At 56.2% G+C, this 16,490-nt stretch carries 19 protein-coding genes; 12 read left to right on the forward strand and 7 right to left on the reverse strand.

Features of this window, described 5'->3' with window-relative positions; translation table 11 throughout:
• The first annotated feature begins 10 nt into the window (after window positions 1-10).
• From moaB to AO242_RS10820, 3 genes are all read left to right on the forward strand, one after another.
• Entirely contained in the window at window positions 11-550 is a 540-nt protein-coding gene (moaB, locus tag AO242_RS10810) for a molybdenum cofactor biosynthesis protein B (protein ID WP_027898187.1), read from the forward strand.
• 7 nt (window positions 551-557) lie between these two features.
• Entirely contained in the window at window positions 558-1,760 is a 1,203-nt protein-coding gene (locus AO242_RS10815; RefSeq protein WP_099268945.1) for a molybdopterin molybdotransferase MoeA, read from the forward strand.
• Between the two features lie 100 nt (window positions 1,761-1,860).
• Window positions 1,861-2,787 (forward strand): glycosyltransferase, encoded by a 927-nt coding sequence (locus AO242_RS10820; RefSeq protein WP_027898185.1) that lies wholly within the window; start codon window positions 1,861-1,863, stop codon window positions 2,785-2,787.
• 198 nt (window positions 2,788-2,985) lie between these two features.
• On the opposite strand, the gene AO242_RS10825 is transcribed toward AO242_RS10820, so the two are convergent.
• Window positions 2,986-4,794, reverse strand: a complete 1,809-nt coding sequence (locus AO242_RS10825) for a monovalent cation:proton antiporter-2 (CPA2) family protein (protein ID WP_099268684.1) — start codon at window positions 4,792-4,794, stop codon at window positions 2,986-2,988.
• A gap of 244 nt (window positions 4,795-5,038) precedes the next feature.
• On the opposite strand from AO242_RS10825, the gene AO242_RS10830 reads away from it, so the two are divergent.
• The gene (locus AO242_RS10830; RefSeq protein ID WP_027898664.1) at window positions 5,039-5,227 is read left to right on the forward strand and encodes a hypothetical protein; all 189 of its coding nucleotides are present in this window, start codon (window positions 5,039-5,041) and stop codon (window positions 5,225-5,227) included.
• A 38-nt stretch (window positions 5,228-5,265) separates the two neighbouring features.
• Here AO242_RS10830 and AO242_RS10835 read toward each other — a convergent pair whose 3' ends face one another.
• A complete protein-coding gene (locus AO242_RS10835; RefSeq protein WP_099268685.1) occupies window positions 5,266-5,652 on the reverse strand; it encodes a Fe2+/Zn2+ uptake regulation protein in 387 nt (128 codons plus the stop codon).
• A 223-nt stretch (window positions 5,653-5,875) separates the two neighbouring features.
• On the opposite strand from AO242_RS10835, the gene pvdQ reads away from it, so the two are divergent.
• A complete protein-coding gene (gene pvdQ / locus AO242_RS10840; protein ID WP_099268686.1) occupies window positions 5,876-8,218 on the forward strand; it encodes a bifunctional acylase PvdQ in 2,343 nt (780 codons plus the stop codon).
• A 178-nt stretch (window positions 8,219-8,396) separates the two neighbouring features.
• Here pvdQ and AO242_RS10845 read toward each other — a convergent pair whose 3' ends face one another.
• Window positions 8,397-9,431: a FecR family protein gene (locus AO242_RS10845; protein WP_099268687.1), complete on the reverse strand. Its 1,035-nt coding sequence runs from the start codon at window positions 9,429-9,431 to the stop codon at window positions 8,397-8,399.
• A 195-nt stretch (window positions 9,432-9,626) separates the two neighbouring features.
• On the opposite strand from AO242_RS10845, the gene AO242_RS10850 reads away from it, so the two are divergent.
• The 5 genes from AO242_RS10850 (at window position 9,627) to map (ending at window position 12,809) form a co-directional block, all read left to right on the forward strand.
• Entirely contained in the window at window positions 9,627-10,070 is a 444-nt protein-coding gene (locus tag AO242_RS10850; protein ID WP_099268688.1) for a GNAT family N-acetyltransferase, read from the forward strand.
• An 82-nt stretch (window positions 10,071-10,152) separates the two neighbouring features.
• A complete protein-coding gene (locus AO242_RS10855) occupies window positions 10,153-11,190 on the forward strand; it encodes an Ldh family oxidoreductase (RefSeq protein WP_099268689.1) in 1,038 nt (345 codons plus the stop codon).
• An 88-nt stretch (window positions 11,191-11,278) separates the two neighbouring features.
• A complete protein-coding gene (locus tag AO242_RS10860; RefSeq protein WP_027898670.1) occupies window positions 11,279-11,476 on the forward strand; it encodes a hypothetical protein in 198 nt (65 codons plus the stop codon).
• Between the two features lie 290 nt (window positions 11,477-11,766).
• On the forward strand, window positions 11,767-12,021 hold the full coding sequence (locus AO242_RS10865; protein ID WP_027898671.1) for a ParD-like family protein: 255 nt from the start codon (window positions 11,767-11,769) through the stop codon (window positions 12,019-12,021).
• Window positions 12,018-12,809, forward strand: a complete 792-nt coding sequence (gene map / locus AO242_RS10870) for a type I methionyl aminopeptidase (RefSeq protein WP_099268690.1) — start codon at window positions 12,018-12,020, stop codon at window positions 12,807-12,809. Before AO242_RS10865 ends, map begins: the two co-directional genes overlap by 4 nt.
• A gap of 42 nt (window positions 12,810-12,851) precedes the next feature.
• Here the strand turns inward: map and AO242_RS10875 are convergent, their stop codons facing one another.
• From AO242_RS10875 to AO242_RS10890, 4 genes are all read right to left on the reverse strand, one after another.
• Entirely contained in the window at window positions 12,852-13,112 is a 261-nt protein-coding gene (locus AO242_RS10875) for a hypothetical protein (RefSeq protein ID WP_099268691.1), read from the reverse strand.
• A gap of 66 nt (window positions 13,113-13,178) precedes the next feature.
• Entirely contained in the window at window positions 13,179-13,421 is a 243-nt protein-coding gene (locus AO242_RS29665) for a DUF6555 family protein (protein WP_099268946.1), read from the reverse strand.
• Between the two features lie 355 nt (window positions 13,422-13,776).
• Window positions 13,777-14,499 carry an endonuclease gene (locus AO242_RS10885; RefSeq protein WP_099268692.1) on the reverse strand — a complete coding sequence of 241 codons (723 nt, stop codon included), beginning with the start codon at window positions 14,497-14,499 and terminating at the stop codon, window positions 13,777-13,779.
• A gap of 4 nt (window positions 14,500-14,503) precedes the next feature.
• On the reverse strand, window positions 14,504-14,755 hold the full coding sequence (locus AO242_RS10890) for a DUF1654 domain-containing protein (RefSeq protein ID WP_027898675.1): 252 nt from the start codon (window positions 14,753-14,755) through the stop codon (window positions 14,504-14,506).
• 178 nt (window positions 14,756-14,933) lie between these two features.
• Between AO242_RS10890 and AO242_RS10895 the strand changes: the two genes are divergently transcribed.
• Together AO242_RS10895 and AO242_RS10900 are read left to right on the forward strand one after the other, a co-directional pair.
• Complete coding sequence (locus tag AO242_RS10895) at window positions 14,934-15,320, forward strand: hypothetical protein (protein ID WP_099268693.1); 387 nt, start codon at window positions 14,934-14,936, stop codon at window positions 15,318-15,320.
• Between the two features lie 157 nt (window positions 15,321-15,477).
• Complete coding sequence (locus AO242_RS10900; RefSeq protein WP_027898676.1) at window positions 15,478-16,440, forward strand: sugar ABC transporter substrate-binding protein; 963 nt, start codon at window positions 15,478-15,480, stop codon at window positions 16,438-16,440.
• Window positions 16,441-16,490 lie beyond the last annotated feature (50 nt).

Genomic DNA, 16,490 nt, shown 5'->3' on the forward strand with positions numbered 1-16,490 from the left:
GGATAGAGTGATGAAAGCCAAGGCTGACACCCCCTTTGTACCGCTGAATATTGCTGTTTTGACGGTGAGTGACACCCGTACTCGCGAAACTGATACGTCTGGCCAAATGTTTGTCGATCGTCTCACTGAAGCCGGTCACAGCCTGATCGAGCGCGTGCTGCTCAAGGATGACTTGTACAAGATCCGCGCGAAGGTCGCTGGCTGGATTGCCGATGATGAAGTGCAAGTCGTGCTGATTACCGGTGGCACGGGTTTCACTGGCCGTGACAGCACACCGGAAGCGGTTGCTTGCCTGCTGGATAAACAGGTTGATGGCTTCGGTGAGTTATTCCGCCAGATATCCGTTCCCGATATCGGCACCTCGACTATTCAGTCCAGAGCCCTTGCGGGTCTGGCCAACGGCACGCTGGTTTGCTGCCTGCCCGGTTCGACCAACGCAGTGCGCACCGGTTGGGACGGCATCCTCGCTCAGCAGCTGGACAACCGTTTTCGCCCGTGCAACTTCGTGCCGCATTTGAAGCAAGCCGAGCCTTGCGCAACACGTGGGTAACGCGCCGATGAACAAGCCGTTGATGCCGGTCGAACAGGCCCTGGCGCGTTTGCTGGAAATGGCTGAAGCAGCGCCCGTCACTGAGTCAGAAACAGTGCTGTTGGCGCAGGGTCAAGGCCGGGTGCTGGCTCAGGACATGATTGCAACGCTCGACCTGCCACCCTGGCCCAACAGCGCCATGGACGGTTATGTCTTGCGTCTGGCTGACTGGAAAGACGAACCGCTGGTCGTCAGTCAGCGGATTTTTGCCGGTCAGGCACCGGAGCCCTTGGCGCCCGGTACGTGCGCGCGGATTTTCACTGGCGCACCGGTTCCGGCGGGTGCCGACTGTATCGAAATGCAGGAAAACGCCGAAGTCTTCTCCGATCAGCGTGTAGGGTTCAGCGAGCCTCTGCAGATCGGCCAGAACATCCGCCCCCAGGGGCAGGAAACCCGGACGGGTGACAAGGTCCTTGCTGCTGGCACGCGTCTTGGGCCTATAGAGCTGGGGCTGGCCGCTTCGTTGGGGCTGGCGGAGCTGCAAGTGATCAGGCGTGTACGGGTTGCTGTGCTCTCGACCGGCGATGAGCTGATCGAACCCGGTCAGCCACTGGGGCCGGGGCAGATCTACAACAGCAACCGCGTGTTGTTGTGCAGTTGGCTGAAAAGGCTGGAGTGCGATGTGATCGATGCCGGAATTCTGCCCGATGATCTGGAGAAGACCCGTACGGCATTGGGTGCGCTCAACGACGTGGACCTGATCCTGTCTACCGGCGGCGTTTCCGTGGGTGAAGCTGACTTCCTTGGGCACGCACTGCGCGAGGAGGGCGAATTGTCGCTTTGGAAGCTGGCAATCAAGCCTGGCAAGCCGCTGACGTTCGGGCATTTTCGCGGTGTGCCGGTGATCGGTTTGCCAGGTAATCCTGCATCGACGCTGGTGACCTTCGCCTTGCTGGCCCGTCCTTACCTGCTGCGTCGTCAGGGAGTGGCCGACGTCACGCCGCTACAGTTTCCGGTACCCGCAGGTTTCGCCTGGACCAAACCCGGCAACCGCCGAGAGTATTTGCGTGGCAGGCTGGAGCAGGGCCGTGCGGTGTTTTACAAGAACCAGAGTTCTGGCGTGTTGCGCAGCGCGGCCTGGGCTGACGGTTTGATCGAGGTTCGCGAAGGCAGCACCGTTGCTGAGGGTGACCAGGTCAACTTCATCCCCTTGAGTGAAGTGCTCGGCTGATTGGGTTTTTACCGGTCCGTATGGTCTATCCGCGAGGCATGAGCTACCCTCAAAAACGCTGACAAGTTGGGCATTTCGGTTTTGGCCCTGGAGTTTTGTTATGCCGTCTTTGAGAGTGGCTTGTGTCATCCCGACTTATAACGGGCGAAAGGACCTGGAGCGGTTACTGGATTCTCTGGCCACCCAGACCGCTGTTTTCGACACACTGATCGTTGACTCAAGCTCCAGCGATGGAACGCTTGAGTTGGCTCGTTCGCGCTGCGCAAATGTAACGCGCATTGACAGCAAGGACTTCAACCACGGCGGCACGCGGCAGATGATGGTTGAGTTCAACCCTGATTACGACGTCTATGTCTATATGACGCAGGACGCGTACGTCGAGGATGTGCAGGCCATCGCCAATATACTGCTGCCTTTCGCCGATCCCAAAGTAGGGGCCGTGTGCGGGCGCCAGTTACCCCATAAAGACGCCAGCCTGCTGGCCCAGCACGCCCGTTTGTTCAATTACCCGCCCGTGTCACAGATAAAGACGCTGGACGATGCGCCGGTATTGGGCATCAAGACCCCCTTCATGTCCAACTCGTTTGCGGCCTACCGCCGTGAAGCCTTGCTGGATATCGGGGGCTTTCCCCGGCATGTGATCTTGTCCGAAGACATGTACGTCACGGCGAAGATGCTGATGCGGGACTGGAAAGTGGCGTATGAAGGCTCAGCGGTGTGTCGTCATTCTCACAACTACACCATTTGGGAAGAGTTTCGGCGTTACTTCGATATCGGTGTGTTTCAGTCCCGCGAAGCCTGGATCTACGACACCTTCGGCGGCGTTGGCGGGGAGGGGATGCGTTACGTCAAATCAGAGCTCAGATTCCTCGGGCCTCGGCGCTTCCTGCTCTGGCCGCTGTCGTTCATTCGCAACGCAGCAAAGCTGGTGGCTTACAAGCTCAGCAAGCAGGAAAAACACCTGCCTAAACGTCTGAAGAAAAAGCTCGGTATGCATGGTCGTTATTGGGATGGGCCGTATGGGTAGAAGGGAAATGCATCCAGCCTCAGTTCGACGGGTTTGAATCGAATGTTCGCCGTGAATCAATAAAGTTTTATTCGTGCATTACATCGTCATCGCGGGCAAGCGCGCTCCTACCGCTTGATCGCATTCAGACGGTAGGAGCGCGCTTGCCCGCGATGACTATTTAACATTCAATCAGGTCTTGCAGCCTGTTCGGCCCTATCAATCCTTTCCGGCTTCCTCTTCCTGCCTGTCCGCCTCGAACAGCTGAGACAGTTCTTTCCTGGCTTCCCGGGCGGTTTGCAGAACCTTGGCCGCGTCGTCATAGACCAGATGCTGTGCTGCCAGAACCTGTTCATCGTGGCGTTTGAAGCGGCTGATACGCGCGTCCGCCTGCGTCTGGGTCAGGCCCAGGCCGATCAGTGTCCGCCGACTCATTTCCAGGCTGGAATAGAACGTTTCCCTGACGGCCTGAGCGCCGACATCGATCAGACGATGCACATGCTGCCGGTTGCGAGCGCGGGCGATGATCTTGATGTTCGGGTACAGCTTGTTAACCAGCTCGGCAGTCTTGATGTTGATATCAGGATCATCCGTCGCAATGATGAAAAACTCCGCCTGCTCAACCTTTGCTGCGCGAAGGATTTCAGGGCGCAACGGATCGCCGTAGAACACTGGCACATTACCGAAGCTGCGTGAAAACTCGATGGACTCCACGGCAGTATCAAGGGCAACAAAAGGGATGTTCTGCGCGCGCAGAATCCGCGCAACGATCTGGCCCATACGGCCCATGCCTGCGATCACCACCCGCGGCGCGTCGGTGTTGATATCCCGGTACTCGTCCGGGACTTCCACCACGACCGGCTTGGGTTTGAGCCAGCGGGCTATGCCCAGTAATAACAGTGGAGTCAATGCCATGGACAGTGTGATGGTAAGTACCAGCGTGTCGTATAACTGAGCGTCAAACAGGCCTTGATCGCTGCCAATCTTGAACACCACAAAAGCGAACTCACCACCCGCAGCGAGCACGATGCCCAGTCGTAGCGCGCTTTGCTTGCCCAACCCGCCCGCCAGTCGCCCGACAATAAACAGCAGCGGCAATTTGATGAAAATCAGTAGCAGTGTCAGGCCCAGTACGACCAAAGGTTCGCTGAGCAACAATCCGAGATTGGCGCCCATGCCCACGCTCATGAAAAACAAACCGAGCAACAGGCCCTTGAACGGCTCGATTTGCGACTCCAGTTCGTGACGGTACTCCGAGTCAGCCAGCAGCAGACCGGCAAGGAAGGCTCCCAGTGCCATGGACACGCCCACCAGATCCATCAGCCATGCCGTGCCGATAACCACCAGCAAAGCGGTCGCCGTGGACACTTCCTGGATTTTTGTCTTGGCCACAATGCGGAATACCGGACGCAGCAAGTAGCGACCACCTACCACCACAATCGCAATGACGCCCAGTACCTCCAGGCCATGAGTCAGGCCATCGCTGGCACTGAGCTTGTCGTCTGTACCGGCGAGCAGCGGCACCATGGCAATCAACGGGATCGCGGCGATGTCCTGAAACAACAGAATGGCAAATGCCAGTCGGCCGTGAGGGCTGTTCAGTTCCTTGCGCTCGGCGAGACTCTGCAGACCAAAGGCCGTGGACGACAGCGCCAGTCCTAATCCCAGAACAACGGCAGTATTCAGTGGCTGGCCGAAGGCGAGCAGGGCAATCATGCCGATGACCAGCCCCGTCAACAGGACCTGCGCCATACCGACGCCAAACACCGCTTTGCGCATCACCCATAAACGCTTGGGTGACAGTTCGAGGCCGATGATAAACAGCAACAACACAACACCCAGTTCGGAGATATGGCTGACGCTTTCGGGATTGCCGATCAACCCCAGCACCGACGGACCGATGATCACACCGGCGAACAGGTAACCGATCACCGCACCCAGTTGCAGCCGCTTGGCCAGTGGAACGGTCAAAACCGCGGCGAACAGGAACACGACTGCGGCCTGCAACAGGCTGCCTTCATGGGGCATGGTTGACTCCTTGCTAAACACGAAAAGGCCGATTGGACGGCCTTGAGAGGGCGCTATTAAACCACGCGAATTGTAACCGGCGTTGTCCGGATGTGCTCTGGCATGGGCTGGAGAGCAATTGCAGGGAAGGCATTACGAGGAGGCTGGTTTGAGGATGCCGCTGTCAGGCCTGGCACATCAGCGTAAGATAGGCGCGCATTTGAGCGTAATGAATGCTGTCCACGAAGATTTCAGGAACCTTGCAATGACCAATAAACAACGTTTGATCTATTCGCTGCTGATCGCCCTCGCGGTACTGGCGATCATGCTGGGTCTTTCACACCTGCAAGCCAGCGGTGTCATCAGCGAGAAGACTTTCCAGTACATCGCTATCGCCGTTGCCGTTCTGGTCGTGGTCATCAACGGCGTGATTCGTCGCAAGGTCAAGCGCTGAGGGCTTGCGTTCCGGATCAGAGCCGGGCGGTCATTTCATTAAGCCGACTTGCCCGGTTCGTTGAGTAGTTCCATGGCCTGAGGGTGCAAGCTATAGCTTTTGTCCGGATTGAGAAAAATGACGCCTTCATCGCAGAGGCGTTTAAGTACTTCCCGCACGCTCAGGAAGGACAGCGGAATATCCAGCTTGAGCATTTGACTGTGCACACCACGTACGCCCAGAGGCTGACCCTCGCTGGTTGCCTGCAGCAGTGCATCCAGAACTTTCAACCGGACCAGGCTGGTCCGCAGCCCGAAGCTTTTGAGCAACTTGCGGATAGGTTCGTTGCCCTGGCGTTCTGTATCAGCGGCAGGCGCCTGTGCCTGCGCGGCAATGGCTGACTGGCGCAGCATCGTTCGGGTTGTGGTGGCTTGACGATTCAACATGCGCAAATTCCTTTTCAGGCTCTAAAAATGCTTGCCTCACTTAGTAAGACGTATGAGCGCTGCAAATCCTCAATCATTTTTTGAAAAAACTTTACCGGCCATCGCCTCAACTGCTCTCCGGCTGAGCGCCGCGCACTAAATTTACTCGTCGTTCTTCGTCCTTTTAGTGAGCTGCAGCCCGTCCCGGCTGTGTCTGTCTGTAAGCCAGCCATCAGGAGTAAGAGTGATCATTTTCAAGCGAGTGCCGACGTTGTGTATTTCCGGACTGTTGTTCGGCCTGAGTGTCAGCGCCCATGCGCAGTTGCCCGCGCAACAGGCCAGCGCGGAAGTTCGCAGGACCACCTTTGGCGTGCCGCATATTCGCGCACAGAACGAGCGTGGCCTTGGTTATGGCATCGGCTATGCCTACGCGCAGGACAATCTTTGCCTGCTGGCAAACGAAGTGGTCACGGTTAATGGCGAGCGCTCACGTTACTTCGGTCCTGAGAATCAGACCTTCGAGAAGCGCAACAACATGGCCAGCGATGTGTTCTTCAACTGGTTGAATACGCCCACGGCCGTTGCAGCATTCTGGAAGGCCCAGACGCCCCAGGTCCGCCAATTGGTTGAAGGATACGTGGCGGGTTACAACCGGCTCCTCGCGGAAACACAAGCGGCCGGTACTCAGGTTGAATGCCTTAATGCGCAATGGCTGCGCCCGATCACTGTCGAGGATCAGGTCAAGCTCACGCGTCGTTTGCTGGTAGAAGGCGGTGTGGGGCGCTTTGCCGAGGCGCTGGCCGCCGCGACACCGCCTGCCGCCGCCGGTGCCAATACCGCCAGCCGGTCAATAGATTCAATGTCATTCGCCAGCGCCGCTGACCACGACAAGAACTTTGCGCTCGAGCGCGGCAGCAATGCGGTGGCAATCGGGCGTGACCGGTCGGAGAACGGGCGCGGCATGCTGTTGGCCAACCCGCATTTTCCGTGGGTTGGCGGCATGCGTTTTTATCAGATGCATTTGACCATCCCCGGCAAACTCGACGTGATGGGCGCTGCTCTGCCCGGTTTTCCGCTGATCAATATCGGTTTCAGCCAGCATCTGGCCTGGACCCATACGGTGGATACCTCGAAACACTTTACGTTGTACCGCCTCAAGCTCGATCCCAAGGATGCCACTCGTTATATCGTTGACGGTCAGTCCCGACCGCTGAAAAAAGCCACAGTCACCGTTACTCTGACTGACAAGGACGGCAAGCCCCAACAGCAATCCCGTGAGATCTATCAGTCCGAGTTCGGTCCGGTGGTGCAATGGCCGGGCAAGCTGGACTGGAATCACGAATATGCCTACAGCCTGCGTGATGCGAACCTCGGCAATGACCGGGTCATTCAACAGTGGTACGCGATGAACCGCGCTCAAAGTCTCGCTGAGCTGAAAGGGGCGTTGCAGAAAATCCAGGGCACCCCCTGGGTCAACACCCTCGCGGTCGATGATCAGGGGCAGACGCTCTACACCAACTATTCAGTTGTGCCGAATGTCAGCCAGCAGAAGCTCGCTCAATGCAGCGATCCTGCTGCGGGGCTGGAGATGATTGTGCTGGACGGCTCGCGCAGTGCCTGCGCTTGGGATAACGACCCGACAGCGGCACAGGCGGGTATTTTTCCGGGTTCGGCGTTGCCAACATTAAGCCGTAGCGATTATTTGCAGAATTCCAATGACTCGGCGTGGATGACCAATCCGGCGCAGCCTTTGACCGGTTTTTCGCCGCTGATCAGCCGTGATGCCCAGCCGCTGGGTCCCCGCACGCGCTTTGCAGTAGATCGACTGACCAGCCTGCAACAGGCTGGCAAAGTTACCCTTGCCGACTTGCAGGCAATGGTCATGGATAACCGGGTTTATCTGGCCGAGGCGGGCGGGCTGCTGGATGATCTGCTGCAATACTGCGCAGGGTATTCCGGGGCGGATGTTGCGACGATCAAAAGTGTTTGCACGAGCATGAGTCAGTGGGACCGCAGCGCCAACCTGGAGGCTGGTATAGGCTTCGTGCATTTTCAGAACATCACCAAAGCGCTGCAAAGTGTGCCGAATGCCTGGCGTATTGCATTTGATCCGGCCAATCCGATCCACACGCCTCGCGGGCTGAATATTCAACAGGCGGGTGTAACCGAAGCGCTGCATGCGGCGATGCTGGAATCGGCGGAACAAATGAGCAATGCGGGTCTGAAAGCAGACAGTCGTTGGGGAAATATTCAGGTTTCAACCGCGGGCACTCAGCAGACGCCGATCCATGGCGGCCCGGGCATCTTGGGCATATACAATGCGATACAGAGTGTTCCGCGTGGTGATGGCAAGCGGGAAGTGGTCAGTGGCAGCAGCTATTTGCAGGTAGTGAGTTTCGATGAGCGCGGCCCCCATGCTCAAGGATTGCTGGCCCCCTCTGAATCAACCAGTCCGGAGTCGCCGCACCGCCGGGACCAGACTGAGGCGTTCTCCAAAAAACAATGGGCTGTATTGCCGTTCACCGAGCAGCAGATCCAGGCGGATCCGGCTTATCGGTTGCAGGTTATCAAGGAGGGGCAGAAGTAATCTCCAGGAGGAATATTCGATCAATCTGAATTGGAAAGAGATCCCTGTGGGAGCGGTGCTTGCCCGCGATAAGGCTGGACTCGATTTCCTTTAGGTCGTGCCCAGTCTTATTGTCGGAATGTCGCCCAGACCAAGCTCGGCCCACACATCGGCCTGCTCCTGTCTGGGGATCATCTAACTAACCTTTCGGCGCAGCACTCGGACGTCTATTGATGACCTGATTGCCTTCACTGTTACGGGTCACCGTCACGGGCAGGACCTTGGGCAGTGAAGCCACCAGACTCGCCATTTCCTGCGTGTTGTAACTACCGCCGATGCGGATTGCGCCGGTGGCGTTGTCGGCCAGCAGTATGGGTTGCGGCAGGTAGCGATTGATCAGCGGTAGCGCTTGCGCCAGCGGCAGATTGTTGATCACCAGCTTGCCATTGCGCCACGCCAGGCTGTTGTCGTTGGCGTAGGTCTCGCTGATCTGTGGCTGGAAATCGCCGCTTTTGTAACTGGCCTGCATGCCGGGCTCAAGGCGATAACCGCTACCGGGTTGAGACGTGTCACTGACCACCTGGACCGAGCCTTCGAGCAGCATCACCCGAACCTGATCCTGATACATCCAGACGTTGAATTTTGTACCGGTGACCTTGACGCTGCCTTGGCCGGCCTTCACCACAAACGGATGTTGAGCATCGTGGCTGACCTCGAAGAACGCTTCGCCCTTGTCCAGCACTACGCTGCGCCGATCCTTGTAGTTGGCGAAGGTCAGGCGGGTTCCCAGATTCAACTCCACCCGACTGCCGTCAGCCATGGTAATCAAGCGGGTACTGCCGTCGGCTTCATAGGTGTCATAGGCATTGGGCAGCCAGCCCTGGTTCCAGCCAATGTAGCCTGCAACCGGCAATGCCAAGGCGATGACCGCAGCCGCTGCGGCATAACTGCGCCAGTTTTTACCGGAAGTTTTTGGTACTGCGCCAGTGCGCAACTCCGCGACGTTTTCGTGGTTAGCGGGCAGAGGATTGACCGGTACAACTTGCTCGGAAATTTCCCAGATTTCAAGCATCGCCTGATACTCGACGGTATGCAGCGGATGAGCATCAAGCCACTGCTCGAATGCCCTGCGCTCTTCAGCGGTGCAATCGCTGGCGTGCATGCGCATGCACCAATGTGCTGCGGCATCGGTGACGGCGTCGTATTCGGCTTCGCTGAGAATTGGGTCGGTCATTGGCACTCCGGCTGTAGGAGCATTCTACATCTGCGCAGGAGTGGGGGAGAACAGCTATGGCTATTGAATATCAACACAGCAGGTCATTTTTTGGGTAATAGAGGTCAATTCGCGTTAACGCATTGTTTTAGCACCCTATTGAGTGCAGAGCAGTATTAGACTGCCGTTCTTCCAGTTAACCCCGTGGAGCCGTGGATGAACGTGCGTATTGAACAAACCTCAAACCCCACCGACGAACAAGTGTCAGCAATCCTTACACCATTGCGTGCCTATAACGTTGCTCAGGCGGGAGAGTCCGGAGCGGAGAAGTTTGCATTACTGGTTCGGGATGAACAAAGCAATGAAGTGTTAGGCGGATTGAATGGCAGCATCTTTTATCGATGGATGTTCATCGAGTTGCTGGCGGTGCCGGAGCAGGCCCGTGGTCAGGGGCTTGGTTCGCGTTTAATGACGATGGCGGAAGATCTGGCGCGGGAGAAAAATTGCGTGGGCATATGGCTCGATACATTCGATTTCCAGGCACCGGACTTCTATCGCGGTCTTGGTTATAGCGAGTGCGGTCAGATCAACGATTATCCACCCGGGCACACCCGTTACTTCTTCCAGAAGCGCCTCGATAACGTCGATTTACCCGCGTGATGTTTGCGCAGTAATGTGCGCAGGCGCGTGACGCAATACTTCATCGCTGGATAACGTGTTTAACCTGACGCCGGAGTTTCAAATGTCTGTACCTCGCGATATCGAAACCCATAATCTCAGTTTCAATGAGCTGGCTCAGGTGCTGCGACAGATATTCGTGCGCCACGGAACGTCGGAAGAGGTAGCCGAAGTCCTTTCGCAAAACTGTGCGAGTGCACAGCGAGATGGCTCCCACAGTCACGGAATTTTTCGTATTCCGGGCTATTTGTCGTCGTTGGCCAGTGGCTGGGTCAATGGGCAAGCCGTGCCGGTGGTGGAGGATGTCGGCGCTGCATTTATTCGGGTCGACGCGGCCAATGGCTTCGCACAGCCTGCGTTGGCGGCGGCGACGCCTTTGCTGATAGAGAAAGTTAAAAGTGCGGGTATCGCGATTCTTGCCATTCGCAGTTCCCATCACTTTGCGGCGTTGTGGCCAGATGTCGAGCCATTCGCCGAACAGGGTCTTGTCGCGTTGAGCGTGGTCAACAGCATGACGTGCGTTGTGCCACATGGCGCGCAAAAGCCGCTATTTGGTACCAACCCCATCGCGTTCGCTGCACCGCGTGCCGGCGGACAGCCTATTGTGTTTGATCTTGCCACCAGTGCGATCGCCAATGGCGACGTGCAAATCGCCGCCCGTGCCGGACGCACTTTGCCAGCCGGCATGGGCGTTGATAGCGCCGGTCAGCCGACACAGGAACCCAAAGCCATTCTCGATGGCGGGGCGCTGCTGCCGTTTGGCGGCTACAAAGGGTCTGCGCTGTCGATGATGGTCGAACTACTGGCGGCGGGTCTCACCGGGGGCAATTTCTCGTTTGAATTCGACTGGTCCAGGCATCCGGGCGCCCAGACGCCCTGGACCGGGCAATTGCTGATCGTCATTGATCCTGACAAAGGCAGTGGTCAGCACTTCGCAGAGCGCAGCGAGGAGTTGGTCAGGCAGATGCATGGCGTCGGACAGGAGCGCATGCCTGGGGATCGGCGTTATCAGGAACGAGCGAAATCACTCTCGAACGGTATCGACATTTCGCAAGCTGAATGGGCAAATCTGCAAGCCCTTGCGGTTGCAACTGATCGCTGACAGAGCCGTTCGTCGCTCGCTGGCTTGCGTTCTCCGCCTTATACAAATACTGTATGTTTAAACAGTAAATTGAAAAGAGGCGGTTGCCATGTCCCTTGAAAACGTTGCAAGCACTACCACTGATCACGCATCCATCATTGCCGGCATGAATGAAATGCAGCGCGAAGACTTCCTGGCACTGGCGGCCGCGCTTCGTCAGTTCAATGCCTATGAGCCGCTGGTGTCGATGGCCATCGTTAACGCCCAGAACGCGGGTGATTACCAGGTTCGCCTTGCTGCAGACTGACTTCGTTTTCAGCGTGCGCTCTGGTCACGCTTTCAGTCGTTGCAGTGGAGCGTGCAGGTCGGCGTTTGCCATTGCGTATCAAGCGAAGCGCCACCAATGTGCCGAGCAGCGAGACCACGAACCAGCCCAGCAGAAAGTTCACCACCCTTGATTCTCCAGATTACGGCTGCAGGGATTTATACCACTCTCAGCAACTGATAATCAGGTAGCCAGACAGAATCGACGCAAGCCTGCCTTGATCGGCTATATATGAAACGTATATGCTTCGTATATTCCATACGAGGTGAATCATGGGGCTGGTCAAAATTTCTGAACATATGCACGCCAATATCCGTGCAGCGAGTGCGGCACTCAGTCGATCGATCAATGCGCAGGCGGAGCACTGGATGCGGGTTGGTATGTTGAGCGAGTTGCACCCCGGACTGAATTACAGTGATATCTGCCAGATGCTGATCCGTACTGAAAACGCCGATGGCGTCGTACTCAGTGCGCAGACCTACGATATCTCGCCTGTTGAATCGCAGCCGAAGGTGGCTTCTCGATGAGCGGCCCGGTCAGCATCAAAAGTGAAGCGGATCTGGTTCAACTGCGAATTGCCGGCAGGTTGGCTGCCGATGTTCTGGCCATGATCACCCCGCATGTAAAGGCGGGCGTCAGCACCGAGGCACTGGACGATATCTGCAATGAATACATCGTCAAAGAGCTGAAAGTCATCCCGGCCAATGTCGGTTATCACGGCTTTACCAAGACCACCTGCATCTCACCCAATGCGGTGGTGTGTCACGGTATACCGTCGGCGTCGGACATCCTCAAGGATGGCGATATCATCAATATCGACGTGGCCGTCATCAACGATGGTTGGTACGGCGATACCAGCCGCATGTACTTCGTCGGTGAAGTCAGTCCGTTGGCAAAGCGTCTGGTGCACACCACCTACGAAGCCACTCGTGCCGGTATTCACGCGGTACGTCCCGGAGCTACGCTGGGCGATATCGGCCATGCAATCCAGACGGTGGCGCACCGTGAAGGGTTCAGCGTTGTTCGTGAATATTGTGGCCACGGGATCGGTCGTAACTACCACGAAGATCCTCAGGTGTTGCACTACGGTGCACAAGGAAAGGGCATGCGCCTCAAGCCCGGCATGGTCTTTACCATTGAGCCGATGATCAATGCGGGCAAGCCGGGCACCAAGACATTGCCTGATGGCTGGACAGTGCTAACCAGAGACTTGTCTTTGTCTGCCCAGTGGGAGCACATGGTCGCGGTCACGGAGACCGGCTTCGAGCTGCTCACGCCATGGCCAGAGGGTACTGGCGAATATCCGGAGATCTGACATGAAAAAGCCCGACCTGAAACAGGTCGGGCTTTTTACGTTCTAGCCCTGGACTTCAAAGGCTTTGGCAGCAACTACACCTGCCGAACTAAGCTTGATCGGGTAATTGAGCGAACGCCCCGGCTCGCCTGCTGAATCGACGCTGCCGTGGTGAATCAGGCCGCCTTGTTGCAAGTACTCCAGGGTGTCCGCGACTGCGTTCTCCCCCCTATAGTTGTCGAGTACTTCTTTACCCAAACCTGCCGGGTGGGCTTTCAGGAGTCGGGTGAGGACTTCTTTTTCAAGGTCTTTATCGATTGTCATGCTTACCTCGCGTTGCTGGTTGATGAGCGCTGCTTGGTAATTGGGACCGTCTCAAAATGGGTTCGTTTAGAGTTTCTCGTTCCTGGGTGTCTTTTTCCAATGCACCTGGGTTACGCCCCGTCCCTCTGCCTGCTTGAGCGCGACTCGAATAGGCCCTGTCGCAACATTGTCGCCTACCTGCCAAACCCCCGCGTGCAGTGTGGCAATGTGCAGCGCGTCGCTTTCGCATAGCTGTAATGCCTGATGGCAAAAGTGTCGAGGTTCACCGCGAAACTGGTAATGAATTTCAAAATCCGTCTGATCTTTCATCATTGCCCCTGCCTGTGTTGTCTAGGGATGCGTCTCTGAAAATGTGTACTTCCTGGGTACCTGAGAGCTTGAGCCGGGATTGTGTCCGACGTGCTACCCAATCATTTAGAGATCGATACAGGCTTGCAAAAGACTTCAAGCGGCCTTGAATCGTACTGCTGCTCCAGCTATCGCTTTTCTGATGTTTTGTCCCGAAAAGAGATACGGAGATTTACACCGAATTAAACATAGTTGTACAAAACTCCGATGAGTGGCGATGTGCTTTATGGAGTCGGGGGGGGGCTGCGCCTCAGGCAGAGGAGAGCATCGCCGACCGGGCAACCTGTCCCTCAGGTTGCCCGATTCTGGTAGGCCGCTAACGGGCCTTTGAGACGGTTTTTTCGCAGCTTTTCAGATCTGCCGGGCCTACGAACTCGTTGGCTCGTCCCATCACACAGGCAATCTTCTGATTACGCTGGCGCTCCCAGCTTTCCACGGGATACGTCTTGTTCCAGGCCTGATAAAGCTGCTGGTCCTGACGCGACAGACGCAAGTTGTACTGCTTGCTCATATAGAAATACGTGCGCGCAATCATGCCGCGAATGGAAGGCCGTGGCATGACCTTTTTGGCCTTGAAATCAACCTGGGTCAGGCACGATCCGTACTGGCCCGTTTGGGCCGGAAGCCAGCCAAAGCTGAAATTGTTTCGATCGCCGTTGACCTCGCCAATGCTGGGCACAAGGTTGTGCAGGTCGGCTTCGGCTTGCTGGAAAATCTTGTCATTCTTCGTACAGTTTTTGCGTCCGCCGTTTTGCCAGCATTGACGCAAATGACCGATTTGCCATGCCGGAACGATGTGCTCCCATTCAATGCGCTTGGCGCGCGTGGCGTTCTTGCGTGGGACATAGCCGCAACCGGCGATATCAACCTTGTTGCCACTGTATTTACAGCCGCAGTAAAACTCCGTTGACTGGGCGGAGTAGAGGCCCCAGGCAATTTTTTTCGCCTGGCTGAAGGTATGTGGCGCTTCTGCGTGAACGTTGAATGGAGCGGTGAGGAGCAGGGTTGTACAAAACAGGGTAAGGATTCGCACCATCATGCCGTCAGTCTTCCTTCGGCACTGTCCAGAAAATGTGTATACCGCCATCATCCCGATAGGCGAGGGTTACGTTGTCGTTTTCAGCGATCTCTTCAAGCAACTGATTCCACTCGTCTTCGATTTCATCTGGCAGACGGAATATCAAGGCCGCCTTGGCTTTCTGTGCCGTAGGTGAATTGATGATCTTTTGTACTCTTACGCCCAAACGTTCGTAGGAGCTGGGTAGGGACTGAGTTGCTGCGCTGGATTTCGCCACGGAAAAGGTTCCTGGGTTGCTGTACGGGCATACAGTATTTCACTGTGGGCTATTTCGCAACTTCTCTGTAGGAAAACAGAACGGACCTGTAGGCATCACCGTCTGGCACTCAGCGTTAAAGAAAAAAACGGCGTAGCCGATTGCTGTGTCAGGACTCCATTAATTCAGGATGACAGTCATGACTATTTTCACCGTCGGTTTTTCAGCGCCTGCGTTCAGTATCAGTGCGGGAACGACCCCCAGCACAGATGCTGTTACTGAAGACGAGAAGAAGCTCGATACGACGTCGGAAGAGAAAAAAATCAGCGGCGACATTTCCGATCATCTGAGTGTCTCTTCCAAACGGCTGCTCAAGCGTCTGGCCGAATTGCAGGAGCAGTTACGTGACTTGAGGGCGAGGATGCAGTCCGCAGAAAACGCTGCCTATTCGAATCTCGCGGCCAAAAACTCGGTGGTGTCCAGCTTTCAAAGTCAGATAACCGCGGTCACCGGATCGATCATGTTGATGTCCGCTTCGTTGTTCAAAGAACTCGACAGAAGTGGTGGCATGGACATTACGGTGTAATCGTTACTCGATTATTTAGCGCCGCGCTCCGTTCCGGGCGTTGACAATCGTCGCGCCGTTTCTCATAGTTCGTTTCTCGCAAACGTTTGCGCCATGATCGTCGATCAGGGGTGCGATACTTTGCCCGACACAATAATCATAAGATCGGAGTGTACCCATGAAGCTGCCATTTGCTGGACGCGTTCTTGCCGTCGCTATGCTCGCTGCTGTTGCCGCAACAACCTCCCTCCCTGCTTTATCCGCTGACTCCGCGGAAAAGCCCAAAGTCGCGCTGGTGATGAAATCCCTTGCCAACGAGTTCTTCCGCACCATGGAAGACGGTGCCAAGGCTTACCAGAAAGAAAACGCTGACAAGTTTGATCTGATCTCCAACGGCATCAAGGACGAATCAGACACCTCCAGCCAGATCCGCATTGTCGAGCAGATGATCGTTTCCAAGGTCAACGCACTGGTCATCGCCCCTGCAGACTCCAAGGCGTTGGTGCCGGTCATCAAGAAGGCGATGGACGCCGGGATCACGGTCGTGAACATCGACAATCAACTGGACCCTGAGGTGCTGAAAAGCAAGGGCATCAGCGTGCCTTTCGTAGGACCCGATAACCGTAAAGGTGCCAGGCTGGTAGGTGAGTACCTGGCTCGTGACCTGAATCCGGGTGATGAAGTAGGCATCATTGAAGGCGTTTCTACGACCACCAACGCTCAGCAGCGCACGGCGGGTTTCAAGGACGCCATGGAAGCCAAACAGATGAAGATTGTCTCGGTTCAGTCTGGTAACTGGGAAATCGACAAAGGCAACGCCGTTGCTTCGCAAATGCTCAATGCCCACCCGAACCTGAAAGCACTGCTGGCCGGTAACGACAGCATGGCGCTGGGCGCTGTTTCTGCCGTGCGAGCGGCAGGCAAAAAGGATCAGGTCAAAGTAGTGGGCTACGACAACATCAAGGCTATCCAGCCCATGATCAAAGACGGTCGAGTGCTGGCGACGGCTGATCAGTTCGCCGCCAGGCAAGCCATGTTCGGTATCGACGCGGCCTTGAAAATTCTCAAGGGCGAAAAAGTCGAGACAGTGAATGGGGTCATCGAAACGCCGGTCACGCTGGTCACTCAATCCAAACTGTAACTCCTTCGTCGAATGACTGCATCTGCCCGTCCTGGGCAGGTGCACGGAGA

Source organism: Pseudomonas sp. ICMP 561, assembly GCF_002699985.1.
Taxonomy (GTDB): Bacteria; Pseudomonadota; Gammaproteobacteria; order Pseudomonadales; family Pseudomonadaceae; genus Aquipseudomonas; species Aquipseudomonas quasicaspiana.

Excerpts from the sequence above, each read along its gene's own strand:
- AO242_RS10885 (WP_099268692.1), bottom strand. The coding sequence starts at position 14,499 with ATGATGGTGCGAATCCTTACCCTGTTTTGTACAACCCTGCTCCTCACC.
- AO242_RS10820 (WP_027898185.1), top strand. The coding sequence starts at position 1,861 with ATGCCGTCTTTGAGAGTGGCTTGTGTCATCCCGACTTATAACGGGCGA.
- AO242_RS10855 (WP_099268689.1), top strand. The coding sequence starts at position 10,153 with ATGTCTGTACCTCGCGATATCGAAACCCATAATCTCAGTTTCAATGAG.
- AO242_RS10860 (WP_027898670.1), top strand. The coding sequence starts at position 11,279 with ATGTCCCTTGAAAACGTTGCAAGCACTACCACTGATCACGCATCCATC.
- AO242_RS10825 (WP_099268684.1), bottom strand. The coding sequence starts at position 4,794 with ATGCCCCATGAAGGCAGCCTGTTGCAGGCCGCAGTCGTGTTCCTGTTC.
- AO242_RS29665 (WP_099268946.1), bottom strand. The coding sequence starts at position 13,421 with ATGAAAGATCAGACGGATTTTGAAATTCATTACCAGTTTCGCGGTGAA.
- moaB (WP_027898187.1), top strand. The coding sequence starts at position 11 with ATGAAAGCCAAGGCTGACACCCCCTTTGTACCGCTGAATATTGCTGTT.
- AO242_RS10900 (WP_027898676.1), top strand. The coding sequence starts at position 15,478 with ATGAAGCTGCCATTTGCTGGACGCGTTCTTGCCGTCGCTATGCTCGCT.
- AO242_RS10875 (WP_099268691.1), bottom strand. The coding sequence starts at position 13,112 with ATGACAATCGATAAAGACCTTGAAAAAGAAGTCCTCACCCGACTCCTG.
- AO242_RS10830 (WP_027898664.1), top strand. The coding sequence starts at position 5,039 with ATGACCAATAAACAACGTTTGATCTATTCGCTGCTGATCGCCCTCGCG.
- AO242_RS10815 (WP_099268945.1), top strand. The coding sequence starts at position 558 with ATGAACAAGCCGTTGATGCCGGTCGAACAGGCCCTGGCGCGTTTGCTG.
- AO242_RS10865 (WP_027898671.1), top strand. The coding sequence starts at position 11,767 with ATGGGGCTGGTCAAAATTTCTGAACATATGCACGCCAATATCCGTGCA.
- AO242_RS10850 (WP_099268688.1), top strand. The coding sequence starts at position 9,627 with ATGAACGTGCGTATTGAACAAACCTCAAACCCCACCGACGAACAAGTG.
- map (WP_099268690.1), top strand. The coding sequence starts at position 12,018 with ATGAGCGGCCCGGTCAGCATCAAAAGTGAAGCGGATCTGGTTCAACTG.
- AO242_RS10895 (WP_099268693.1), top strand. The coding sequence starts at position 14,934 with ATGACTATTTTCACCGTCGGTTTTTCAGCGCCTGCGTTCAGTATCAGT.
- AO242_RS10845 (WP_099268687.1), bottom strand. The coding sequence starts at position 9,431 with ATGACCGACCCAATTCTCAGCGAAGCCGAATACGACGCCGTCACCGAT.
- AO242_RS10835 (WP_099268685.1), bottom strand. The coding sequence starts at position 5,652 with ATGTTGAATCGTCAAGCCACCACAACCCGAACGATGCTGCGCCAGTCA.